The 24,602-nt window shown below is 49.9% G+C and carries 16 protein-coding genes and 1 tRNA gene; 9 read left to right on the top strand and 8 right to left on the bottom strand.

What is annotated here, in order from left to right:
- Positions 1–1,141: 1,141 nt before the first annotated feature.
- The 4 genes from B153_RS0113070 to ubiE form a co-directional block, all read right to left on the bottom strand.
- Positions 1,142–1,216: transfer RNA gene (locus tag B153_RS0113070), tRNA-Val, on the bottom strand.
- A 123-nt stretch (positions 1,217–1,339) separates the two neighbouring features.
- Complete coding sequence (locus tag B153_RS0113065; RefSeq protein ID WP_026262121.1) at positions 1,340–4,363, bottom strand: amidohydrolase family protein; 3,024 nt, start codon at positions 4,361–4,363, stop codon at positions 1,340–1,342.
- A gap of 234 nt (positions 4,364–4,597) precedes the next feature.
- Positions 4,598–5,317: a type IX secretion/gliding motility protein PorT/SprT gene (gene porT, locus B153_RS0113060; protein ID WP_020597168.1), complete on the bottom strand. Its 720-nt coding sequence runs from the start codon at positions 5,315–5,317 to the stop codon at positions 4,598–4,600.
- A gap of 5 nt (positions 5,318–5,322) precedes the next feature.
- On the bottom strand, positions 5,323–6,051 hold the full coding sequence (gene ubiE, locus B153_RS0113055) for a bifunctional demethylmenaquinone methyltransferase/2-methoxy-6-polyprenyl-1,4-benzoquinol methylase UbiE (RefSeq protein ID WP_020597167.1): 729 nt from the start codon (positions 6,049–6,051) through the stop codon (positions 5,323–5,325).
- 196 nt (positions 6,052–6,247) lie between these two features.
- Between ubiE and B153_RS0113050 the strand changes: the two genes are divergently transcribed.
- The 5 genes from B153_RS0113050 to B153_RS0113030 all read left to right on the top strand — a co-directional run bounded on the left by B153_RS0113050 (position 6,248) and on the right by B153_RS0113030 (position 11,780).
- A complete protein-coding gene (locus B153_RS0113050) occupies positions 6,248–7,456 on the top strand; it encodes a dipeptidase (protein WP_020597166.1) in 1,209 nt (402 codons plus the stop codon).
- 82 nt (positions 7,457–7,538) lie between these two features.
- Positions 7,539–7,970, top strand: a complete 432-nt coding sequence (locus tag B153_RS0113045; RefSeq protein ID WP_020597165.1) for an ABA4-like family protein — start codon at positions 7,539–7,541, stop codon at positions 7,968–7,970.
- 88 nt (positions 7,971–8,058) lie between these two features.
- Positions 8,059–8,829 carry a hypothetical protein gene (locus B153_RS0113040; RefSeq protein WP_020597164.1) on the top strand — a complete coding sequence of 257 codons (771 nt, stop codon included), beginning with the start codon at positions 8,059–8,061 and terminating at the stop codon, positions 8,827–8,829.
- A 92-nt stretch (positions 8,830–8,921) separates the two neighbouring features.
- Entirely contained in the window at positions 8,922–10,229 is a 1,308-nt protein-coding gene (locus B153_RS0113035; protein ID WP_020597163.1) for a Gfo/Idh/MocA family protein, read from the top strand.
- A 234-nt stretch (positions 10,230–10,463) separates the two neighbouring features.
- The gene (locus tag B153_RS0113030) at positions 10,464–11,780 is read left to right on the top strand and encodes a Gfo/Idh/MocA family protein (RefSeq protein ID WP_020597162.1); all 1,317 of its coding nucleotides are present in this window, start codon (positions 10,464–10,466) and stop codon (positions 11,778–11,780) included.
- 32 nt (positions 11,781–11,812) lie between these two features.
- On the opposite strand, the gene B153_RS0113025 is transcribed toward B153_RS0113030, so the two are convergent.
- The gene (locus tag B153_RS0113025; RefSeq protein WP_020597161.1) at positions 11,813–12,229 is read right to left on the bottom strand and encodes a response regulator; all 417 of its coding nucleotides are present in this window, start codon (positions 12,227–12,229) and stop codon (positions 11,813–11,815) included.
- A gap of 139 nt (positions 12,230–12,368) precedes the next feature.
- Entirely contained in the window at positions 12,369–13,286 is a 918-nt protein-coding gene (locus B153_RS0113020) for a sugar phosphate isomerase/epimerase family protein (protein WP_020597160.1), read from the bottom strand.
- Positions 13,287–13,434: 148 nt separating this feature from the next.
- Between B153_RS0113020 and B153_RS0113015 the strand changes: the two genes are divergently transcribed.
- On the top strand, positions 13,435–14,130 hold the full coding sequence (locus tag B153_RS0113015) for a 3-keto-disaccharide hydrolase (RefSeq protein WP_020597159.1): 696 nt from the start codon (positions 13,435–13,437) through the stop codon (positions 14,128–14,130).
- A 78-nt stretch (positions 14,131–14,208) separates the two neighbouring features.
- On the opposite strand, the gene B153_RS0113010 is transcribed toward B153_RS0113015, so the two are convergent.
- Positions 14,209–15,213, bottom strand: coding sequence for a YpdA family putative bacillithiol disulfide reductase (locus B153_RS0113010; protein ID WP_020597158.1), 1,005 nt, complete (start codon positions 15,211–15,213; stop codon positions 14,209–14,211).
- 335 nt (positions 15,214–15,548) lie between these two features.
- Here B153_RS0113010 and B153_RS0113005 point away from each other — a divergent pair, with 335 nt between their 5' ends.
- Positions 15,549–16,403: a M12 family metallopeptidase gene (locus B153_RS0113005; RefSeq protein ID WP_020597157.1), complete on the top strand. Its 855-nt coding sequence runs from the start codon at positions 15,549–15,551 to the stop codon at positions 16,401–16,403.
- Between the two features lie 110 nt (positions 16,404–16,513).
- Here the strand turns inward: B153_RS0113005 and B153_RS0113000 are convergent, their stop codons facing one another.
- Positions 16,514–20,257 carry an SdrD B-like domain-containing protein gene (locus B153_RS0113000; protein ID WP_020597156.1) on the bottom strand — a complete coding sequence of 1,248 codons (3,744 nt, stop codon included), beginning with the start codon at positions 20,255–20,257 and terminating at the stop codon, positions 16,514–16,516.
- A gap of 209 nt (positions 20,258–20,466) precedes the next feature.
- On the opposite strand from B153_RS0113000, the gene priA reads away from it, so the two are divergent.
- Complete coding sequence (gene priA / locus B153_RS0112995; RefSeq protein ID WP_020597155.1) at positions 20,467–22,992, top strand: replication restart helicase PriA; 2,526 nt, start codon at positions 20,467–20,469, stop codon at positions 22,990–22,992.
- 103 nt (positions 22,993–23,095) lie between these two features.
- The gene (gene pyk / locus B153_RS0112990; RefSeq protein ID WP_020597154.1) at positions 23,096–24,532 is read left to right on the top strand and encodes a pyruvate kinase; all 1,437 of its coding nucleotides are present in this window, start codon (positions 23,096–23,098) and stop codon (positions 24,530–24,532) included.
- Positions 24,533–24,602 lie beyond the last annotated feature (70 nt).

Raw genomic sequence — 24,602 nt, 5'->3', positions numbered from 1 at the left:
GCGTCTGTCAACTGACGGACGTCAGTTTAAGCAAAGATGATTTTCAGTTTATCATTTGCCTAATTCGGTTCGTAACCGCCATTCGATGTACGTCTTCGGCCAAAAGCGGAAAAGAGAGCCGAGTCTGCAAGGGCGGACCGTGACGCTTCGGTAGGAATGGAAGGAGACGATTTTGGGGTATTATAGAGGCTGTAAGTAAGAAATGGGTTTTGCGAGACCGTCTTACACTGGAATAGGTTATCAGATTTTTACCAAAAATTGACAACCATGAAAGACTACATTCACGACCTATTGAGTCGCTTCCAGTATAACGAACAACTCCGACAGACCACCGTTTTTTCGTAGCCTCTTTGTCGGTGAAGACGTAAGCTAGGTGATGGATGATTTAAGGATTCACAGTGGCATACCCTGGGCAACTGGGTCCAACTCTATCGCCAGAAAATGAAGATAGGTCTGCTAACTTTACCAATCATGAAAAAAGCACAAAAACATGATATGACCGCCTTAGAACAGCGAAACTAAGAGTTAGAGCAGACTTTACAGCAAGCCAATTGCTGATCTTGGGGCTCAAACAATAATTGAGAACGCTGAAAGAGACGGAGGCTCTTGGGGGCTAGACTATTGGTAATGAGGGCAATGAGTCCGGTAATCTGATTTAAAAAGCGCGAATACTTCTAAGTTTCTTGTTTTTGTATTGAGCCGCCCCACGGTGGCCAGAGACAACATTTGATATGTATGAAAACTCGCTTGTCTCTAATGGGAAATTCCTGGATAGTAATTTCTGGCAAAAAACTTTGGATAACAGCACGAGTTTTGCCATAGCTGACTCATTATGGTCTTTCTCTTTTAGATACAGATGAAGCGCTTCAGAATCGTTTTTGCAGATGAGCCAATTAGTAATACGACAGTATAAAATCAGGTAGGAGATATTCAACTATAGGCAAGAAACTCTCCAAAATCAGTAAGTTTGATTAACCCCACAAACCTAAAAAAATACAACGCTCTCCACAACTTTGGGCATTGATCCCCATTTTTTATAATATCTTATAAAATCAACACCTACACACTTGTGTTAGTAAACGTGTTAGGAGAAAAGAGAAAAGCACTTAACAGAATTTGCTAAGTGCTTGATTTTCATTTGTGGGAGTTGACGGGTTCGAACCGCCGACCCTCTGCTTGTAAGGCAGATGCTCTGAACCAGCTGAGCTAAACTCCCTTTGTTTCCCGTCGTTTGGGAGTGCAAATATAACGGTCTATTCGGCCCTTTTGCAAGAGAAGCCTAAGAAAATTTTAAAAAATAATACACTTTTTTTTCACGCCAAACCCAAGTCTTTGACAATCAACGGCCTTTTAACAGCCTGTCTATTGGAAAAATTTCGCCGTTTTTGATTACCTGCTGTACATTGAGTGCATCCTGAACCGTTTTGAGTGGATCACCCTCTACAATGACCAGATCTGCCAGCTTACCCGGTTCCAGCGAACCCAAGTCTTTACTAACCCCGACTGTCTCTGCCGCCCACAGCGTTGCCGACCGTAAGGCTTCGTAAGGCGTCAACCCGGCATCAACAAAAGACTGAAGCTCGGTGTGCAGACTTAATCCATACGGGACAAAAGGGCTGTCGGTTCCTGTCGTGACGTGAGCACCAGCCGCAATCAATCGTTTGACACCCTGCTGTAGATTACCGAAATTGGTCAAATAGCCCGGATTGATTTTCGTTATCTGGGCAGCTCCAGCCTGAAGTGCATTTCGAAAGTCTTCGGTAAAAAATGTTTTGTACTGTAAGTTCTCATTGAGCGCCGGATTTTTTGAACTCATCACAAAAAAACCACCTTGCAACGAAGCCGTGGGCGTAATGTTCATCCCTGATTTTGCCAATAGTTGAATGACGTCCTGATAGCTGCGGTTCATGGCTGTAATCTTAGGCGAATAGCCTCGCCGACTGGTACCGCCAATATGCTCGACCGCATCAACATCATAGCGCATGGCCGGAAAAATCTCATGTGACGATACCGGCAAGCCATGGGCATGGGCAAAGGTTGTTATACGCTGCTGCATGGCATCAGGCATGCGTACGTAGGTTTTAATCAAATCGTAACCGAGTCGAACGGCACGGTTTAATTCCCGATCAAGCTGCTCGTCGGAATTGATGCTCGTGGCGGCTCCATAATAAATCCGGGTGCCATCGGTCAGGCCACCCGTAAAAAACTGCCTTGGTCCCGAACGAGCGCCACTGGCCCACGATTCTTTGCGTTCGAGGGCATCATATGGGTCGGCTCCCGGCTCCCGAATGGAAGTAATGCCGTAGGATAGCCATAGCCGCCCCAGGCGCTCACCCGTCATAGCATGTTGATGGGTATGCATTTCAAACAAACCAGGGATTACCGTCTTGTCAGAGGCATCAACGAACGTACCCGGACGCCCCGCCTGGTGAGGTAAAATGGCTTTAATCCGATGCCCATCAATCAGTATATCTACGTTCTGTCGATAGGTATTGGAACGACCATCAAATAGACGCCCGGCGTGAACGACCGTCTGACCAGTGGGCTGGTTTAGTCGCCAGGTCAATTCCATGGGAATGGTTTCGATATGGCCATCAGCCAGCGACACTTCTTTCAACACCTCAGTAGCCAGAAATAACAGGTGTTTGGAATCGCCCGTCCAGGTTGGAGCCTCGGCTTGCTCCGTGGTCAACTGACGTGGCTGGCCAGTAGGCGTGCCATCGGGCAAAACTGCCGTTACCCAAAGTAAGCCATCCAGAATATAGGCCATCTGTGTGCCATCGGGTGACCAAACGGGACCGTTTTTGCTGCGTGTACCCAGGCTATGACCGGGGGCAGGAGATACATACCGATCATTTTTACCATCGAACGAAATCAACAGTACTTCACTGACACCTTCCCGATATCGGGACGAATAGGGATGTAGGGCCGATACGGCAATCGTTTTTCCATCGGGCGACCAACTGGCCTGACTGGGCACGAAGACTGACTCATGCACTTTCTGTATTTTGGGCGAATTTACATCGGCCGTGTAGGTAACGTCGGCCGTATACAATGTACTGCGCCCCCAGGCGTTGCGCGGATCACTTTGGTAGAACGCGATCTTGCTACCGTCGGGCGACCAGGTTGGAAAGTGAAGATCCTCAGCCATATCGACCAGGCATTTTTCCTGGCCCGTGTTCAGATCATGAATCCAGATATCCATAGTCCCGTTCCGATCCGATGTATACGTTAGTTTGGTCCCATCGGGCGACCAGGCCGGGTCTACTTCCATAGAAGAACCGCTTGTCAACTTACGGGGCTTTTTATCGCCTTTGGTGAGTAGCCAGATGTCGCCCAGAGCGGCAAAGGCAATCTGTTTCCCATCGGGTGAACTAGTAGGCCCTTTAATACCTAGCACCGGCTGTGGGCCTTTCGCATCGAAGTCGTATGTTTTCCGTTTGTAAGTCGTACGAGGCAGTGAGATAATGGCCTGAAACGGAATAGTTTGCGCCCCTTTACTTCCGATTTTACACCGTTTTAGGAGCCCGTCAGCCGTGTACAGATACTCATCTGCCGAAAACCAGGCCACTCGAAACGGGAACACATCTTCGGCTGTTTCGGTGAGGATGGTGGCCGCTCCTGCCGATGCACTGACTGCTGCTAAACCACTCTGCGATTTGTTGAGCAGGTTGTAGTAAAGTATTGTTCCATCGGGTTGCCAGGCCGGACTGGCCAGTTTGTCATTAGAGGCTGAAATTAACTTTTCTGTTCGTCCGGGCGTCATTGTGTACACGCCGGGTGCATCGGGCCGATCGGAAATAAAAGCGATCTGCTTCCCGTCGGGGGAGAAAGCGGGATTGAAGTCGTTGGCGGGATTGGTCGTTAGTTGGGTGAGTTTTCCATCGGCCAGGGTTAACTGCCAGATGTCATAATTGCCCCCACGGTCTGATGAGAACACAAGGGTTTTGCCGTCGGGCGACCAGTGTGGCTCGCGGTCGTCAGACAGTCCGCTCGTCAGTTGACGGGGCTTTCCACCGGCTTTCGACACTGTCCAGATGTGATAACGCCCATCCCAGAAAGCATGAAAGGCAATCTGGCTCCCATCGGGCGACCAACTTGGCTGCCGACAATCGCCCAGGGCATCGGTTATTGGTTTGGCGGTGCCGCCTGCAGCCGGTACTAGCCAGAGTGTACCCTGTAGATCGATAACGATTGTTTTCTTATCGGGCGACAGATCGGCGGCCATATTGGTACCCTCTGTTACCGTAACCTGGATCGAATCAGCGGCATATTCAGCCTTTACTGATGTTGATCCGAATAAATTCAGTGCCCAGACAAGTAGTGTAAAGCAGACCTGGTAGTGCATGCATAGTTTAGCCATGATGTATTCGTATGCCTTAAGTGAGGAGCCAGAAACAATAAATACCACATCGGCTAAATTACAATCATTGACCAATAGTTTTAAACAAAATTTTGCATATGCTCAAAAAAATAAAATAACTTATAACTTATATTTATTTTATCGAAATATAAATCAATTCATTAAGGATAATCAAAAACAAAGAAGCGAATCACGATATACACCGATCATCCGCTTCTTTTAAAGATAGGTAGGCTATTCAAAATTCAGGAATAAGGTAACCGAATGCGTAGTCAATTTACTGATTCCGACGCCAGCGGCATTGTTGGTTGGATTAAAGAGATTGACCAGGCCATGCGAAAAACGCAGTTCGGGGGCTAGTTTGAAATATTCAAAAAATTGCTCCAGACCAATGCCGTATTCAACGGCAAAATCCATCGTTCCGGTACTTAGCCGACTGGCTCCCTGAAGCTCTTTGCGTCGCACGTTACTTTCAATGCTGAACGTTCCGCCTGCCACCATATACATGCGTGTGTTGTTGCGCCGTTCGGATTTGTATTTCAGCAGCAGGGGAAAGTCAACCCAAGTCGATTCGCGGGTTTCGGTTTTGGATGTTCCTCCCGGATAATCGTAGTGGACTTCCCGGCTGAAAAGGGATACCGAGGGCGTAAAGCGTAGATCAAAACGATCCGTCAGGAAAAGGTTGATTACGCCACCTACCCGAAAGGCCGGTTTATTGGGCGAATGAATCCGATAAGCCGAATCGGCCGTCATGAACTCAGGGCTGTAGGTTACGCTGAATCGCGTGACTGGGGCCGCAAAGAAAAATCCGTAATGAATCTCCTTTTCATCGTAACGCTCAAGGTGTTTCCGAACGTATTTATACGATGTTTGGGCCTGGCTCTGAATGGTCAGCAGAAAGCTTAGTACAATAGCCAGGCTTAACCCCGGCACCGTTCGGTGCATCCGATTCATGGGAACTAAGCCTGTTTGTGACCTATGTAAATTGAGGCAACGCCAAAAGTAAGCGGTATCCATTTAGTAGTTGTAAATCCGGCCGCTTCATAAATTCGCAGGAAGTCGGGACCATCGGGAAAAGCCTGCACCGATTCGGGCAGGTAGGTATAAGCCGATGCGTCTTTGCTCACTACGCGCCCGATGAGCGGCAGAATAGTTCGGGAGTAAAATGAATAAAGTTGTTTAAACGGGAACTGACGTGGATTCGAGAATTCCAGTACCACACAAACACCACCCGGACGCGTTACGCGGTGCATATCGGTTAAGCCTTTGAGCAGATTCTCGAAATTGCGTACACCAAACGAAACGATGACGGCATCAAATTCATTGTCTGAAAAGGGCAAACGTTCTGAATCGCCGGTGCGCAGGTCGATAACTGTATCGACACCACGCTTCTTCATTTTTTCTCGCCCGATGGCCAGCATGCCTTCTGAAATATCGACACCGATAATTTTTTTCGGCTTCAATGCCAGCGCTTCGAGTGCAAAATCGCCGGTTCCGGTAGCAATATCCAGAATCGTTTTGGGGGCATATGGTTTCAATTCACGAATAGCCCGTTTACGCCAGAGAATATCTATCCCTCCACTCAAAACATGATTCAGCAAATCATATTTGGGCGAAATGCTATCGAACATCTCCGCAACCTGCTCGCGTTTCGACGTATCTTTATCTTTATAAGGAACAACAGCCATTTTTAAAGAGTGAAAGAGTGAAAGAGCGAAAGAGCGAATAAAAGATGTCCGTAATTCACTCTTTCATTCTTTCGCTCTTTCGCTCTTTGACAAAGATAGTGCCATAACAGGAGCTTTCCGTCGAAAGTTTGTCATTTCGGAGGGCAATGCGTAGTTTCGAAACAATCCTCTTCGTATCTATACAACCTGACTGATTATGCTTCCAATTGCTTTGTCTACGCTGCTTGTACTGAACGTCATCAGCCCCCGTCCGTTCGGTGGCGATGATCCTGTGGCGAAAAAAGTCCATAAGATTCACCAGCGCGTGCTGACGCTCGATACACATGCCGATGCCCCGATTATGATGAAAAAAGAGGGATTCGATGTCGGTCAGACGCACGATACCAAACGCGACGGATCGCAGATCGATTTTCCACGCATGAAGCAGGGCGGTATGGATGCCATGTTCTTTGCCGTATATACTTCACAGGGCCCCCGAACCCCCGAAGGCCATGCCGATGCGAAACGTGATGCGCTGAACCAGTTCGATCTGATTCATCAGGCTCTGAAAAAGTACCCCAATCTGGCCGAGCTAGCCACCTCTCCTGCCGATGCCTACCGAATTCAGAAAGCGGGCAAGCGTGCTGTCTTTATCGGTATGGAAAATGGCTATCCGGTTGGCGATGATCTGTCGATGCTCCAGAAATACTATGACCTAGGCGCACGCTACATTACCCTCACCCACTTTGCCAACAACCTCATCGGGGATTCATCCACCGATCCAGATGGGCCGATGTACGGCGGCCTTAGCGAGTTTGGTAAAAAAGTAGTGGCCGAAATGAACCGACTCGGTATCCTGATCGACGTTTCGCACGTGGCCGATAGCACCTTTTACGACGCGCTGGCGCTGTCGAAAGCACCCATGATCGCTTCGCACTCCAACTGCCGGGCCATTTGCGATTTTCCCCGGAATATGACCGACGAGATGATCAAAGCACTGGCCGCTAAAGGGGGTGTGGTACAAGTCAATTTTGTAAGCGATTACCTGAAAAAACCGTCGGATGAGCACCGGGCGGCTAAAACCAAAATTCGGATGTCGCGGGTGGGTAAAGTAGCTACCCCTGACATGGAAGCCCGTATTCAGGCGATGAGCGATTCGGTCTCCAAAGTGTATGCCTCAGAACGAGCCAGCCTATCCGACATTGTTGATCACATCGATCATATTGTGAAGCTGGTAGGTATCGACCATGTCGGTATTGGCTCCGATTTTGACGGCGGTGGTGGGGTGAATGGCCTGGAAGACGTCAGCCAGATCGAAAACCTGACTGCCGAACTGGTCCGGCGTAACTACTCGGAAGCCGACATTGCCAAAATCTGGGGCGGTAATCTCCTGCGGGTACTGGGGCAGGCGAAAGTTTCTCAATAAGTTTTTGGCGTATACAGGCTTGCCAAACAAAAAGTAGCTGAGGCAGCAATCCGTATCCGCCGTTATAAACGCATGAACGCCTATGTCGCCCGAAATCGCCTTTCAGGTTGCCAGTACCCTCGTACTACCTCAGTGGCTGCTGATGGCCGTTGCCCCACGCTGGAACGTAACGCGCTGGCTGATGAACAGCTACCTGATTCCGGTGTGTATTGCTGTTATTTATCTCGTTTACCTGTTTAGCGATGGAGCCATCGACTTTGGTGCATTCGGTTCGCTGGCCGGTATCAAACGGTTATTTGCTACCGGGAGCAGTGGGGTTATACTGGCCGCCTGGGTGCATTACCTTGCCTTCGATCTGGTTGTTGGCAGCGTTATTGTCCGGGATGCGCAGGCGAAGAACATTCCCCACTGGCTCATCGTACTTCCGCTGTTTTTCTGTTTTATGCTCGGCCCGGTCGGGCTGCTGCTGTACTGGATCGTCCGTTTGATTCGGACACGTCGACTGTCGATCTAATCGCATTTTAAGAGCTGTACAAAAACTTGTCAGCGTTTATGTCGTTCAATCAAGAAGGTCTGATACGTTTCAGCGAACTAACCGATACATGAGCTATTTTCTGGAAACGCTAAAAAAACGCAATGCGCTGCTCTATCGTTTCGGCTGGCTATGTCTGGCCGGTACGTTTGTCTGTGCTATACTGGCGCTGGCTACCAACGTGCAGGTACTGGGAATCAATGCGTTTATCAAGCCCATGAAGTTTTTCGTGTCGATCACGATCTTCTGCTGGACTATGAGTTGGTACACGGGGTATCTGAGCCCGACGCGTACCATAACGATCTATAACTGGGTGGTTGTAGTGGCCATGGCCATCGAGCTCATCATCATAACCGGACAGGCTACCCTGGGAAAGCTATCGCACTTCAACGTCAATTCAGCTCTTGATGGTATGCTTTTTAGCATCATGGGGATCGCAATTACAGTGCTGACGGGCTGGACGGGCTACATCGGATACCTATTCTTTCGCCTTCATACCCCCCAGTTGAGTGCCAGCTATTTATGGGCCATTCGGATCGGCATTCTGACCTTCGTCGTTTTTGCGTTTGAAGGATTTATGATGGCCACTCGGCTTGGCCATACGGTAGGCGCTCCCGATGGTGGGGCAGGGTTACCCATCCTGAACTGGTCTACCCGCTACGGCGATCTGCGTATTGGTCACTTTTTTGGTATGCATGCCCTTCAGTTGATTCCCCTGTTTGGGTACTACATTGCCCGACGACCGATTCAGGTTTTTCTTTTCACCACGGTTTATATCGGCGTCGTTTCCTTTCTGTTGCTGGAGGCTTTAGGAGCCAGGCCGTTGCTATCGGGTTTATAAAATCGACGGTAAAAAAACAAGGATTTCATCTTTGACAATTGGAAGGCCTGCCTGTCGGGCTTTTACTGAGACCACTGAAACCCTGTTTTCCGATGAACCGCTCCGATTTCCTGAAAACGTCTGCTCTTGCCGGTGCTACCCTGATTACTGACCCCACCCAGGTACGGGCGTTTATTACCCGACAACCCGCCCAGAAATACCGTACCGCCCTAATCGGGACCGGATGGTGGGGCAACAATATACTGCGTTGTGCCGTCCAGGCGGGCGAATCGAAAATAGTGGCGTTGTGTGATGTAGATAGCCGCCAGCTTCAGAAGACAAGTGAAGAACTAAGCAAACTCACGACCGACAAACCAAAACTCTATCGGGACTACCGGGAAATGCTGGCCGCCGAAAAACCCCAGATTGTGATTGTGGCCACACCCGATCACTGGCACCCTCTGGCGGCTATTGCAGCCATGCAGGCAGGTGCCCACGTGTACGTCGAAAAACCCATCAGCCACACCATCAACGAAGGGAAGGCCATGGTAAAAGCCGCCCGGCAAACGGGTCGGATCTGTCAGGTTGGGATGCACCGCCGGGTATCGCCCCACAATGTATCGGGTATGGAGTTTTTGAGGTCAGGAAAGGCAGGCAAAATTGGGATGGCACGGGCGTTTGTGCATTACGCAGGGGGAGCCGGACAGCCTACCCCCGATAGCGAGACGCCCCCTGAGATTGACTGGAACATGTGGTGCGGCCCGGCCCCGCTTCATGCCTACAACAAAGCAATGCACCCCCGAAGCTGGCGTAATTTTTTGAATTATGCCAATGGAACGCTGGGCGACTGGGGTATTCACTGGATGGACCAAATCTTATGGATTACCGAAGAAAAGCATCCGCGAAAGGTCTATTCGACGGGCGGACGGGCCATCAAACAAGACAACACTGATGCGCCCGATCATCAGGTGGCTACGTTTGAATTCGAAAACTTCACGGCGGTTTGGGAGCATCGGACTTTTGCCGGCAATAACGCCGAAAAGACCCATCCCCAACAGGCTGTGGGCGTATATTTCTACGGAACGGAAGGCACCTTTCACATGGGCTGGCTTGATGGCTGGACATTCTATCCCGCCGACTCGAAAAAGCCTATTATCCATCAGGATGCCCAGCTCGACAAACCCGATGATCAGAACATTGCCCTGCTCTGGGCCAATTTTCTGCAAAGCATCAAATCCAACAAACTCCCCGTTTGCGATATTGAGATCGGTCATCGCTCCACAAACATGGCCCTGCTGGGAATGCTGTCGCTGAAACTCGGCCGAAGCGTTGAATGGGATGGTAGCCAGATTCCGAACGACCCCGAAGCGAACAAATTACTCAGTCGGGCCTATCGCGGAGAATGGCAATATCCGGTTTAGGATAGTATTTATTATCAGAAAGCTGGCTCCAAGAGTCGGCTTTTATTTTTTCTGGTCTTGGCTTTGCCTCTAAGCCGTTGATCGTACAACTTTAGAGCGTTGCCTATGTTGCGCTCTTTCCGGCTAGTCATTTATCGATAAGCCGTTACTGACCGATTGCCGTTCGGGGCGGTAGTAGTTTCGATTCACTCTTGTCTTTTTTAGGTGGCCCTTAGCCTTTTCTACTTGAACACAATGCCTTCATCAAGACGCGATTTTCTTCACCAGTCAACGCACCTGGCGGCTGGGTTGGGCCTGTCGGCCACACTGCCCGAACTAGGCCGTTCAGTAGCTCCATCCGATACCATCCGGATCGGGTTGATTGGTGTCAACAATATGGGTTGGGCCGACCTGACGTCGATGTTGAAAAATGCCGGAGCCGTTTGTGTTGCGTTATGCGATGTAGACAGTAACGTATTGAAAAAGCGCTCGGATGAACTGGAAAAACAAACCGGCAAAAAAGTTACGCTGTACAACGACTTTCGGAAACTGATCGATGATAAAACCGTCGATGCCGTAATCGTAGGCACTCCCGATCACTGGCATTGTCTGCCTGCCGTATATGCCTGCCAGGCCGGAAAAGATGTATATGTCGAAAAACCTCTGGCTACGACCATTGAAGAGTGCGATCTGATCGTAGCAGCCGCCAAACGCTATAACCGAATTGTTCAGGTGGGACAATGGCAACGGAGTGGCCCCCATTGGAAAGCAGCACTGGACTATGTTCAGTCGGGGAAAATTGGCCGGGTGAGGTCGGTGAAAACCTGGGCCTTCATGAATTACGGAAAAGAATTTCCACCGCGCCCCAACGAACCTGTTCCGGCCGGGGTCGATTACGATATGTGGCTGGGCCCGGCCCCAGGTCGGCCATTCAACCGAAATCGATTTCATGGAACCTTCCGCTACTACTGGGATTATGCGGGTGGACTCATGACCGACTGGGGAGCCCACATGATCGACATTGCGCTTTGGGGCATGAACGTTACTGCCCCCAACTCTGTCGTGGCTACGGGAGGTAAATTTGGCTTCCCCGATCAGGATGGCGATACGCCCGATACCATGCAGGTGGTATATGATTATGGCAACTTTTCGATCCTGTGGGAGCAATCGCTGGGTACAATGCGCGGCCCCTACGATCGCGATCATGGCGTTGCCTTTATTGGGAATCTGGGTACCGTGGTGATTGATCGTAGCAAATGGGAAGTACTGCCTGAGGTAGAACAGGGCCGTTATCTGGTCCCGGCTCAGCCAATCCAGTATGGCAGTGGCCGGGATTTGGACAGTCATACCCGAAATTTTCTGGAATGTATTCGATCGAGACAACAGCCTAACTGCCCGGCAGAGGTTGGGCGCAACGTGGCCTTACATTCGCATCTGGGCAACATTGCCTATCGGACCGGAAAAAAGCTCACCTGGCACAACGACCAGGGCGGTATTGTTGGAGATACGTCGGCACAGGCGCTCACCAAAGCCCATTACCGAGCCCCCTGGGTCTTACCTAAGCTATCCTGAATATCCCAGCGCAGGAAAAATCGTTTGTTTATTTACTGAGGAATGGTGGCCGTTTCGTACCAGAACTTCTTCATGGCCGTTACATACTCTTTCCAGCCTTTCAGTTCGTCCGGCTTCTGCGTATAGGCCACCGCACCCGCCTGATAGGCCTGCTGGATATGCTGCTGGCTATCGGACTGCGAGAAAATAACAACAGGAACTTTCTTCTGAAACCGGGCGTGCAACATTGGCAACCAATCGATACCATCCTTTTCCTGATGAAAATCGATATCTAACAAAACCAGATGAGGGAGTTCTTCTCCGGTTATATTAATGGCATCCTGAGGAGTAGCGGCACTTCTGAAGGTAGCTTCAGAAAATTCCCGTTGGCCTACCATATGCAACAGGTCGTAAATAGATGGATCATCATCCACTACTAAAACATCAAATGATTGATTCTGTGTTGTCATGAGGGAATAACGATTTCTCTATGTCAATCTTAAGGGTTACCCGTTCTTCAAACGAAATAAAAGGCAACTAGTTTAGTTAAATTTACTTAAAGAACAATAACAATCTTAGTGTACGCTACGAATAAACAGGCAGATTCGTTCAGCCGTTCGTCGCTAATGCCTTTTTAACCTTATCGAGGAAGGCTGCCACCTTCACTTTGGGGTCACCTTTTCCGAGGGTTTCAATCGGCAAATAACCCCGATAGCCCGAATCGCGCACGATTTGTGCAATACGCACCAGATCGGTCCGAACCTCCTTTCCATCGACAAATAGATTTTCTTTGAGTTGCCAGGTTGCCGCATACGGAGCCACACGGGCAATCTGTACATAGGGGTCCCCCACTTTAAAACTTCCAATATCCAGATTGACCGCCAGCCAACTGGAGTCGACCTTGCGAATAATGTCCAGTACATGATCGGCCGTCTGTATAAAATCAGCATGGTTTTGCAAGACAATCATCACCCCTTGCCGGGCTGCATAGTCGGTACATGCACGAATGGATTCGACGACCCATCCGGTTACCTCGTCACGATTGTATTGGGCTGGTAATTCTTTACCCAAACCCGCAAAAACCCGCACAACAGGAGCGCCCAGACGAGCCGCCACATCGGTCCATTTCATGACCAGATCTACTTCGGCCTTTCGACGGACAGGGTCAGGCAGGGTAAAATCATTGCGCACTCCCGTTCCACTGATATCGAGCCCCAGCCGAAACGCTTTCTGCTTAATCTGGTACAGGTAGGCATCGCTGGGCGGAGTTGGGTAGCCCGGAAAGTAATAGCCAGTAGGATCAACAGCATCAAAACCCAGTTCTGCACAATAGGTCAATACGTCATCAAGCGTCATCTGCCTGCTCATCAATGGCTCATTGAATGAATACAGATTACAGCTAAGCCGAACCCGACTTGGTAATTGCGTTGCCTCCGCATATCTCTGTGGAGCGATCACGGCCACGGTACTGGCCAAAGCCATTTTAAGAAACGTACGTCGGTCCGATTGTGCCGAATCTGTATACATACCCAAACGAATGTAAAGCGCTGTCTATCTGAGCACTCCTCTAGTAAGCACCTGTGGGCCTAAAAATACTATGGATGGCTTCGACAGTAAATTCGTCACCATCCTTCGCTTATTATGCTGTCAAACGTACCACTCTAAACCCACAGCGATGCCCTACGGAATTCTGATTTCTCTCTTTCTGCTAAGCAGTGCCTTCTTTTCGTCAGGCCCCTCGCTTTCCCGGCTTCAGCAACCGAATCAGCCTACTACTAATTCGGGCTGGCGACCTCTATTCAATGGTAAGGACCTGGCTGGCTGGAAACACGTTGGCAAAGGAAGTATGCTGGTTGAAAAGGGGTTGATTCATGGAAAAGGAGGGATGGGTCTGCTATACTATACGAAGGAAAAATTCGGTAATTGCACCCTGCGCGTTGTTTATAAAATGCAGAAAGAGAATAGCAATGCGGGCGTTTTTATCCGAATCCCCGTTGAACCGCGTGAAGAATGGATGCCCGTACACTATGGCTATGAGGTGCAGATTGATAACCATCCCGAAACCTCCGACGAAGACGAATACCATGTAACAGGCACCCTGTATTCGCTGACCAAACCCCTAGCCAAGCCCGGCAAACCAGGTCCGCAATGGAACACCATGGATATTACCCTGGATGGTCCTCGTACAATCGTATATGTGAATGGGGTGAAAGTGACCGATTACCGGGAAGGGGAGCCAGTTCCTGCCCGTAAATTTGATTTTGAACCCTATCGGGGTATCCGCCCCAATTCAGGCTATATAGGTCTGCAGAATCACGGCGACCACGATATTGTTTACTTTAAAGAAGTTTCGGTAAAGCCGCTTCGGTAAAATGGTGTGATTGATCGGGCTAGTAATTTGGCGGTTATACCACTCAATCACTAGCCCGATCAATCACACTCTATGTAGTTAAATCCGTTGAATAAGCTCGGCTACTTTATGGACCTGGCGGCCCATGATGTGATCAATAATAGCCTGTGCATGTTCACGACCATTCTCGATAAATACCTTTTCGGTATAGATACCAGCCAGCACCGTACCACAGACATACAGGCCGGAGACATTGGTTTCAAACGTTTCCTTGTTGTAGACAGGCACCTGCGTTTCGGGGTTCAGCTCAATACCGCAGCGAGCCAGTAGATCAGCATCGGGGATGTACCCCGTCAGAATAAACACGAAATCGGCTGGTAAGCGTATTTCCTCACCCGTTTTCAGATCGTTGACGGTTACCGAATGCTCGTCGATCTGCGTGACACAGCAGCTAAATACCGTCTTGATTTTTCCTTCTTTTATCCGGTTCTTCACATCAGGCACCAGCCAGTACTTTACCGTGCTGCGAAAGTCTTCACCACGGTGCACCACCGTTACGTCGACATCATGCCGATACAGTTCCAGTGCTGCTTCGACGGCCGAATTCGATGCTCCAATAATGACCACCTTCGTAAACGAATACTTGAAGGGTTCATCGTAATAATGCGACACATGCGGCAGATTTTCGCCCGGAATGTTGAGCCAGCGTGGGCGCGTAAAATAGCCCGTAGCCATAATCACTTTGCGAGCCTGGTACGACTTGCCGGTTGTTGTCGTAACGGTAAAAACCTCACCCTGTTTCTGAACGTCCCAAACCTCCTCAAACACGTTAAAATTCAGCTTGTAATACGCGGCTGCTTTCCGGTAGTACTGCAAGGCTTCGTTACGGCTCGCCTTTACATCCGAAATGGAGAAAGGGAGCCCACCAATTTCAATATTTTCGGCTGTCGAGAAAAAGCGCATTCGTCGGGGATACTGCCGAATCGACTCCGTAAGACTTCCCTTCTCCAGAATTAAATGACTCAACCCCGCTTTGGTTGCTTCGATACCAGCCGCTAGTCCACAAGGACCACCGCCAACAATAATGACGTCGAACAATTGCATGATTTACGTAAGAGAATCTGTCCTTTTCTGATCAACCAATCCAATGACCTGCTTCCAATCGTAAGTAATGGCAGTCAAAAAGGCAACGAAGAGGACTTTGCAAAAATTCCTGTTCTGGTTGTAAGATACCTGATTAAGTGAAAGGTATAAAGCGACAGGCACGCCTTAAGTAAGCTTTATAGATATAACAATAAAATACTCATATATAAATATATCTTTTTAGTGGTAACTTATAAGTAATAACATATACGATTTATTAACCGCTTAATATATATACTAACATTTATTATGTCATTAATGTTATTTGGGGACTACAACGTTAATACTACACATATATGAAAAACAAACTATCCTATTCAGTTTTTTACACACTAACCATTCTCTCAATCAGTTGTTCGCCCGAAGTCAACGAACAGGGTTCACAGAATGTAAAACCGGCCTCGGCCACAACCCGCCCTGAAGAGGCTTTCCCGAACCAGCGGGGGGCTCTCCAAACTACCAAGCTTAACGGGCAAACCGTTATTTATCAGTTGTTTGGCGATCAGGCGGTATTCGAGAGCGACATTCTGCTGTCGGAGCGAGATTTACGTCAGGACGACGATTTACAGGTGGAGGGCACCGGTCGGACCAAAGCTTCCTCACGCTGGCCCAACAAAATCGTGTATTACTCCATCAGCCCGTCTCTGCCCAATCAGTCGCGTGTGCTGGACGCCATTGCCCATTGGGAAGCGAATACCCCGATCCGCTTTGTTCAGCGAACAACCCAGCGAGGGTATGTACTGTTTCAGACCGGTTCAGGATGCTCAGCGAATGTGGGGTACGTAGGGAGTGTTCAGTATGTCAATCTGGCCAGTGCCTGTACAACTGGAAACACCATCCATGAAATAGGCCATACGATTGGGTTATGGCATGAACACAGCCGCGCCGACCGCGATACCTATGTAGACATCAATACGGGCAATATCATCACGGGCTATGAGTCCGATTTCCAGACTTACGTGCAACGAGGGACAGATGGCTTCGATTCGCCCGGTGGACTCGACTTCGGTTCCGTTATGATGTACGGCTCGTACGATTTCTCTAAAAACGGGCTGCCTACTATTACCAAAAAAGATGGGTCGACCTTTGTCAGCCAACGGAACGGCCTATCGGAAACTGATATTCAAACTGTACTCTCCATGTATCCTTAGTTGAGTACAGTGCTCATAATATCCATAGATGTACGAGCGTAATTGGTCAACGAAAAGGGGGTGCGCCTAGGCGCACCCCCTTTTCGTTGATTGTATGATACCCTGGCGAGTTATCGTACCCGTCGCACCAATATTGGCAAACACCGGGGCTCCCTACCTGTACAGGGGTCGTCGCCATCGGGCGGTGACACTTCGACACTAAGGTCAATTTTACAGCCATTGGTTCCTGTAGCCACAACGGTGTAATCGCCTGCTACCGTTACTTCGGGCTCTGCTGCGGTGCTGGTAAAACCGTTAGGCCCCGTCCAGAGCAAAGTAGCTCCAGGCGCATCGGCAAATAATGTAGCGCTACAGCCTTTGCAGGGTATAGCCGCCCCATATGCTTCCAGAACGGGTTTGGTTGTATCGGCCGTCACAACAACTGTAGCAGACGCAATGACATCCGGGCAATCGAGCGTATAGGCGATAACCGTATAATTCCCCGGCACAGCTATAGCCGGATTCTGAGCAGTAGTGCTAAAACTGTTCGGTCCAGTCCATTTATAAACCAAATTTGGTGGCACTGTTCCATCCAGTAGGCTGGCCTGGGCTGTCAGAGTGGCTGATACAACGGAACAGGTCAATTTGCCACCTGTAGCGGTGATGGATAACGGTGGGCAGGGGTCATCAGTAATCGGCTGGACTTCAACCGAAAGATCGATCTTGCAACCATTTACGCCTGTAGCCACAACGGTGTAATCGCCCGCTACCGTTACTTCGGGCTCTGCTGCGGTGCTGGTAAAACCGTTAGGCCCCGTCCAGAACAAAGTAGCTCCAGGCGCATCGGCAAATAAAGTAGCTGTACAGCCTTTACAGGCTAAAGCGGCTCCAAAAGCCTCCAATACAGGTTTGGTTGTATCGGCCGTCACTTCGGCAATAGCCGTTGTAAACGCACTGGGGCAATCGATGCTACTGATCGTTACGGTATAGGTTCCTGCTTCCGATACCACTGGATTCTGAACCGCGCTGCTAAATCCAGCAGGGCCTGCCCACGAATAGGTTGCATGGGGAGCTGCCGATCCGTCTTTATAAATAGCCTGTGCTGTTAGCGTTACGGAGTTGACGGAGCAGGTCAGTTTGCCTCCGGTAGCTGTTACAGCGAGGGCAGGGGTGATTTCAATGACCGTTTCGCCTTCCTGACGACAGGCCGGATTTTCGGGCATTGGGTAAATGATCGCATACACGTACTGCCGGGAAATGCCAGCCGTATTATTGGCCGTACTGATGCCCGGATTATGCAACACCGCCCGGTTATTGGCGTCTGGCTTAACCGTTCCCAGCACAGTACCCGTATTACTATACATAGCCGTTCCCGATTGAGGGGTCGTGAACAGGACAAACCGAACCGAATCGACACGACTGAAATAATTGCCAACAGCAGCTATAGAATCAATAGGCACACCCGTACAGACCGCAATGGTGTCTTTTTCATTTTTTAACTGCGGGCAGGAGTAAATGGACAGGTCATTGGTAAAGTCATTCTGTCCCGCATCGAGCGTCGTTACCGCAATTACTGCCGAACCGCCAACCAGGCTCGCATCGGAATCCCGGAGGTCGGGATCGGTAAAGTTGCCGCGATTAGCTGGCGACAACGAATAGTAACGCTGTGAGGTCGGAGACGACAGCCGAGCCCCACGCGCGGCCAAGCGGCCACCCGAAGCGGCTGGGGTTATGGGTTTGGTTCCGGCCAGGGTTATGTCCAGCAGCGGTAACTGAGTCGTATCCATCCGAATCTCGTAACTATGTCCAAACTGGAGCCCACCGGGAACCGTGGTACTATTGAAATAAAACTGACCGCCATCATGCGTTTTTTGAGAGGCTATCTGTGCGCCACCCGCCTGCATGTCGTGCAGGGTGAGTACAATGCCGTCGATACCGGGTTCGTACGCATCCTGAATCCCATCGCGGTTGTCATCGAACCACAGGCGGTTGCCAATCTCGACAGGAGCCGGATCGCAAAGTGGTTGATTATCGCCCAGCCCTGCTGCTTTCCCGAATGAACCCGGGTTGATCGTGTACAAAACATAATTCCGATTTTCAGCCCCCGTTTTGACATTAAAGACTTTCAATCCCCCTGACTGATACACATCCGTGATAGGGTCGAACGCCGATGTTATAATATCGTCGTAACCCGGCACTTTCGTTAAGGCCCCGTTTGTGATTTCGGCATGGGCTACGTTACCAAAGAACCACCATTTATCATTTCCATAAAACTCCCCTCCGCCGGGTCCTTCATTGTTGCCCACACCTGAGCCCGTCAGATTACCAGCTTTCCCATTCTGCTCCAGCCTGAATGTACCATTATCGTTATAAGCCCGGAGTAGATCGCCACCCGTAAAGCCATCATACAATCCGTTGCCACTGGGGTCATGGTTGGCCACACCGGATAAGTGCCCAAAACGATCCAGAAAACCGATGAGCATGGAGCCATCGTCGTCAAAAGCCAGATCCGACAGAATCGGCTGAGGGTACATGACAAATTTTGGATCAGGACCGATACCACAGGCAGCAGGCCAGTTTTCAGTCCAGGGAAGCCAGTGATCGTACTGAATGCAGGTGCCGGTGAGGTCGGCCGAGCCACGGCGAAAATCAAGAGGAAACGAAAGTACCTCTGTAAATGTGGGCGTAGCCGCAGTTGGATCAAAACGGTAGATGGTCGCTTTCAAATCACTTTGCAACTGCGACGTTTCGGCCGAACAAATCACCCCAACATATACCGCGCCATGATATACCTTTAATGCCCAGGGGCGAAAATCACCATTCGAACATCCCGGGTTTGGAATATCCCATGACTTGACGGCTGCAGCCGACGTAGGCACAACCGCTGGCGATCCAACAAATAAGCTATATACTTTCCGGTCTTTCAGATTAACAAAATAGAGGGTTTTATCGTCTTCCGACATATCCATTCCTCCAAAACTCATGCGTCCCATGGCCGACATGGAACTGGGATCGGTACTGGCTTCGGTTTTATCGCCAAACAAATTGGCTAACGGATCCTGGTGTGGGTCATCGCCTACATCGATTCCTACCGAACTGACCGACATAAAGGTACTGGTCGTACCAGACGTGATGTCTGTTTTGTAAATACCTCCGGGACCTGCCGGACCAAAACTGGCATGTCGCTTGACAACCGCAGCGCTGAAAACAGCCTTATTCCGGCGCTGGTAGGCCAGCGCCCAGATCGTTCCTACTTCGCCAGCCGATGCCAGGTGGGTAGGCATAAAATTACCTGGCCCGGCCATACCCGACGACTCATAAGCGAAACGAACTAAGGCGTCGGCATGAGCCGCCTGCTTATCGGCTGGCACCGGATTGCCATCCTTATCGGTGGTGATTTGCGAATTACCGTTTACGTAACAGGGCGTCACTAACTGTAAGCCGGTCGGCTGGCAGTAATCGGCGGGGTAGTTGACCCCAAGATTAACATGCTCCGCTGGTGCTTTTGCAAATTGCACACTGGTTCCGCTACCGGCTCCATAAGGGCCATTGTAATCGCCCGAAGCGAAATTTCTGAATTCGACCCGAACGGGCTGCCCAGCCGGTACGTCACTGCTGCTAAAGGCATACGAACCGTCGGCAGTTGTTGTGGTCGATACGGGCGTATTGCTCTGATCGACAAAAGCCAGCACCACAACTCCCGACAGCCCTACTTCAATAGGTAGTGTATCGGACCGAACACCGTTTAAGTCGAAGTCTCGGAACACAACCCCTTTTACCTGAGCCTGCGTAGTTAGCGTACTAATAAAATAGAGGAAACAAAGAACTAACCATCGCCCATACAGGTCAGATATTAGTCTGTAGACAAGCTTCATAATTTAAGAAATTTTTGTTGGAAAAAGGAATGCGTACTGAGTACCAGACAAATACACGATCAGACCCATCTAGTGACATCTTTTTTTTTGATTTTCTTTATTTAAATTTTTGTTTACAAAAAGAAAATCAATAGACGTGCATACGACAAAAGCCTTGCCAGACCGCTTCGGGTTTCTGTGTATATTTACTGTCCATCCGTATCCAACAAGTGGAAAATCAGCTCAATACGTTATTTTCGTCGTTTGACAGTGAAGAAATTACCTTCTTCGCCGACTTAATTCTGCCTATTCCGGTCCCAAAATTGTTTACCTATCGGGTTCCTCGAGCAATGGCCGACATTCTCAAAATTGGTGCCAGAGTAATCGTGCCTTTTGGTAAAAAAAATAGCCGGGTTCTGACTGCGGTAGTGGCCAAATTGCACAATTCACCACCTACGGCCTATCAGGCACGTTATATCAGTGAAGTGCTGGATGAATACCCGCTGGTGACTGGCTATCAACTGGAACTGTTCCGATGGATGGCTGACTACTATATGTGTTGCATTGGGGATGTCATGAATGTAGCCCTGCCGTCGGGGCTTAAAATATCGAGTCAATCGAAGGTGCAGTTTAATCCCGATTTCGATTATCCTGAACTGCTTACCGAGTTTGAGGAAGTACTGCTTACCGAACTCAAAAAGCATCCTGCCCTCTCTTACGAAGAATTAGGACGTCTGGCGGGTGAGAGCACCAACGTACCTGCTCTGATCAAATCGCTGGTGGGCAAGAAAGCCGTTATTGTTTTCGAAGAAGTTCGGGAAAAATACATTCCTAAAATGATTCGGAAAATCAGGCTGCACCGCAACTACGAAGAGCGGGAGCAAATGCTGGCTCTGATTCAACGGCTCGATAAACTCCCCAAACAACAGGAAGTAGTGATGCGGTACCTGCGCCATGTACCCATGCAGCGTGACCCGTCGCTGAACCAGAAAGGGCTGGACAAAACGATTCTTAATCAGGACGATGAGCTTTCGCAATCGTCGCTGTCGACGCTTATCAAAAATGGTGTTTTTGAAACCTTCGAGGTTATTCAGCCCCGTTTTTCAGACAATCTGGCTCCTCAGGTAGAAATCCGCCTGACCGATGCCCAACAGGCAGCTTCCAACCAGATCATGCAGCAGTTTGCCCGTCAGAACATTGTGCTGTTTCACGGGATTACGGGTAGCGGCAAAACCGAAATCTACATCGACCTCATTCAACAGGCGTTACTGGGTGGTTCACAGGTACTTTACCTCCTGCCCGAAATTGCCCTGACAGCCCAGATAGTGGTGCGGCTCCAGCGGGTTTTCGGGGATAAAATGGGAATTTATCACTCCAAATTTTCGGACAATGAGCGGGTCGAGGTCTGGAAAGGCGTCGTATCGGGGCAGTACCAGTTTGTGGTGGGTGTCCGATCGTCGGTATTTCTGCCTTTCGATAACCTGGGCCTGATTATTGTTGATGAAGAGCACGAAACGAGTTATAAGCAGCACGACCCGGCTCCTCGCTACCATGCCCGTGATGTAGCAATTATGCTGGCCCACTGGCAACAGGCCAAAGTGCTGCTGGGATCGGCCACACCGTCGCTCGAAACCTATTTTCAGGCTAAGCAGGGGCGCTATGGGCTGGTCGAACTATTCCAGCGATTCGGAGAAGCCACATTGCCCAATATTGTGCTGGTCAACACCCAGCAGGAAAAGCGGCAAAAGACGATGAAGAACGAATTCTCGTCGGCCCTGCTCGGGGCGCTGGAGATGAATCTGGAGCGAAAGGAACAAAGCATTCTGTTTCAGAATCGGCGGGGCTATTCGCCCTATATGCAATGCGAAGATTGCGACTGGACAGCCGAATGCCAGAACTGTGCCGTTAGCCTGACCTACCACCAGCGCGATGCCGAACTGCGTTGTCATTACTGTGGTCATAAAGAGGCCGTGCCCCGTACCTGCCCTACCTGTGGCTCTACCAAAGTGCGTACCATAGGTTTCGGAACGGAAAAGCTGGAAGACCAGCTTCAGATCATTTTTCCATCGTCGCGGGTGTTGCGAATGGATCTGGATACGACTCGCGCCAAAAACGCTTACCAGCAAATCATTCAGGAGTTTGAAGGGGGGCAGGTTGATGTTCTGGTAGGTACGCAAATGATTACCAAAGGTCTCGACTTCGACAATGTCAGTCTGGTCGGTATTTTCGACGCCGATCGTCTGATTCACTTCCCGGATTTTCGGGCTACCGAACGGGCCTTCCAGATGCTGACCCAGGTAAGTGGTCGGGCCGGGCGACGGGCCGGACGACAGGGAACCGTACTCATCCAGACGAATAATCCGCAGCAGCCCATTCTGCAAAAGATCATTACCAATGATTATAAGGGGCTATATGAAGAAGAGATTCAGGAGCGGCAGGACTTCAACTACCCTCCTTTCTCCCGGCTTATCAAACTAACCATCCGGCATACCGATAAACTCATCAGCCATCAGGCGGCCGAGCGACTAGCCGCCGAGCTAACGGATGTACTGGGCAGTAGTCGCGTGCTGGGCCCGGAAGAACCCCTGGTCGAGCGAATTCGTAACCAGTTTTTGTTCGACATTCTGATTAAAATTGAGCGGGATAAAGTCAACATCAAAGCCGTCAAAACCTATATTCAGGATCGAATCAACGACATCCTGACCGACAAAGGGCTCCGTCAGGTAAGCATCGTAGCCGACGTAGATTGCCTGTAATGGGGCTCATTGCTGTAAAATTTCGATGAATACCACCGTTTTTTAGGGCATCCGGTTATTTTTGCACCGGCTTTGGCCAATTTTGCCCAATTTTTCCCATCCTATGTCTAAGAAAACCAAAATTGTGGCCACCATTGGCCCGGCTTCCGAAACCAAAGAGCAATTGCTGGCATTAGCCAAAGCCGGGGTGAATGTGTTCCGACTCAATTTCTCCCACGGTACTCACGAAGACCATCTGATGCGGCTGAACCGTATCCGCGAAATCAACCAGGAATACAACCTGAACCTCTGCGTACTCCAGGACTTGCAAGGCCCGAAAATCCGAATCGGCAACGTGGAGAATAAAGATGGTGTCATGATTGTGCCCGGTCAGGAACTGGTCTTTACCAACGACGATATCCTGGGAACGGCCGAACGCGTCAGTACACCCTATAAAGATATGTATAAGGATGTGCATCCGGGCGAACGTATTCTGATGGACGATGGCAAGCTGGAAGTTCGGGTGTTGCGCACTGAAGGAACTGACGTAGTCACTGAGGTAGTGTACGGTGGGCCTATGAAATCCAAAAAGGGTGTGAACCTGCCGAATACAAAAGTGTCGATGCCCGCCGTTACCGAAAAAGACTGGACCGATCTTAAATTCGGACTTGAACATGAGGTAGAGTGGATTGCGCTCTCCTTTGTGCGGGAAGCCTCTGAAATTCTGGAAATCAAGGAATACATCAAATCGCAGGGCAAAAGAAGCCGCGTAGTGGCTAAAATTGAGAAGCCCGAAGCCATTCAGAACATCGATTCCATCATTGCCGCTACCGACGGCCTCATGGTTGCCCGTGGTGACCTGGGTGTTGAGCTGCCGGCCGAAGAGGTTCCGATGATTCAGAAAATGCTGGTTGAGAAATGCAACAAGGCAGCCAAACCTGTTATCGTGGCCACGCAGATGCTCGAAAGCATGATCGACGCCCCACGGCCAACCCGCGCTGAAATCAACGACATTGCCAACTCGGTACTCGATGGAGCCGATGCCGTTATGCTCAGTGCCGAAACCGCATCCGGCAAATACCCCATCCTGGCGGTTGAAAGCATGGCCAACACGATCCGGCAGGTAGAAGCCACCTCCGACAAAATTTATTATCGCTACCATGCGCACGTCAACGAGGAGCCAACCGATAATGTCCTGAACGACAATGTGGTTATGAGTGCCTGCCGACTGGCCCGCGATACCAAAGCCAAAGCGATTATCGGCATTACCAACTCAGGCTACACGGCCGTACGAATCTCGCATCACCGCCCAAAAGCTGATTTGTATGTGTTCTCGAACGATGCACAGTTACGAAATACGCTGGGGCTGTACTGGGGGGTTCAGGTGATGCCCTATGAACCAAATCTGGACCTGACGGTCGATCAAACGGTGGAAGGCATCAAACAAACCCTGATCGGGCAAGGCAAACTGCAATCAGGTGATATTTTTATCAATACCCTGAGTATGCCGCTTACCCAGTCGCGTCGGACCAATACAGTCAAATTAAGCATGGTCGATTAAACCACTTTACGAATACCGGATTTCATCTTTACGAACTGATCGGGCCAGCATATTGACAATGCTGGCCCGA

This window comes from Spirosoma panaciterrae DSM 21099, assembly GCF_000374025.1.
Lineage (GTDB): Bacteria > Bacteroidota > Bacteroidia > Cytophagales > Spirosomataceae > Spirosoma > Spirosoma panaciterrae.
The sequence above is the reverse complement of the archived record's forward strand: the minus strand, read 5'-3'. Positions and strand labels throughout refer to the sequence as shown.

Excerpts from the sequence above, each read along its gene's own strand:
- B153_RS0113065 (WP_026262121.1), bottom strand. The coding sequence starts at position 4,363 with ATGGCTAAACTATGCATGCACTACCAGGTCTGCTTTACACTACTTGTC.
- porT (WP_020597168.1), bottom strand. The coding sequence starts at position 5,317 with ATGAATCGGATGCACCGAACGGTGCCGGGGTTAAGCCTGGCTATTGTA.
- ubiE (WP_020597167.1), bottom strand. The coding sequence starts at position 6,051 with ATGGCTGTTGTTCCTTATAAAGATAAAGATACGTCGAAACGCGAGCAG.
- B153_RS0113050 (WP_020597166.1), top strand. The coding sequence starts at position 6,248 with ATGCTTCCAATTGCTTTGTCTACGCTGCTTGTACTGAACGTCATCAGC.
- B153_RS0113045 (WP_020597165.1), top strand. The coding sequence starts at position 7,539 with ATGTCGCCCGAAATCGCCTTTCAGGTTGCCAGTACCCTCGTACTACCT.
- B153_RS0113040 (WP_020597164.1), top strand. The coding sequence starts at position 8,059 with ATGAGCTATTTTCTGGAAACGCTAAAAAAACGCAATGCGCTGCTCTAT.
- B153_RS0113035 (WP_020597163.1), top strand. The coding sequence starts at position 8,922 with ATGAACCGCTCCGATTTCCTGAAAACGTCTGCTCTTGCCGGTGCTACC.
- B153_RS0113030 (WP_020597162.1), top strand. The coding sequence starts at position 10,464 with ATGCCTTCATCAAGACGCGATTTTCTTCACCAGTCAACGCACCTGGCG.
- B153_RS0113025 (WP_020597161.1), bottom strand. The coding sequence starts at position 12,229 with ATGACAACACAGAATCAATCATTTGATGTTTTAGTAGTGGATGATGAT.
- B153_RS0113020 (WP_020597160.1), bottom strand. The coding sequence starts at position 13,286 with ATGTATACAGATTCGGCACAATCGGACCGACGTACGTTTCTTAAAATG.
- B153_RS0113015 (WP_020597159.1), top strand. The coding sequence starts at position 13,435 with ATGCCCTACGGAATTCTGATTTCTCTCTTTCTGCTAAGCAGTGCCTTC.
- B153_RS0113010 (WP_020597158.1), bottom strand. The coding sequence starts at position 15,213 with ATGCAATTGTTCGACGTCATTATTGTTGGCGGTGGTCCTTGTGGACTA.
- B153_RS0113005 (WP_020597157.1), top strand. The coding sequence starts at position 15,549 with ATGAAAAACAAACTATCCTATTCAGTTTTTTACACACTAACCATTCTC.
- B153_RS0113000 (WP_020597156.1), bottom strand. The coding sequence starts at position 20,257 with ATGAAGCTTGTCTACAGACTAATATCTGACCTGTATGGGCGATGGTTA.
- pyk (WP_020597154.1), top strand. The coding sequence starts at position 23,096 with ATGTCTAAGAAAACCAAAATTGTGGCCACCATTGGCCCGGCTTCCGAA.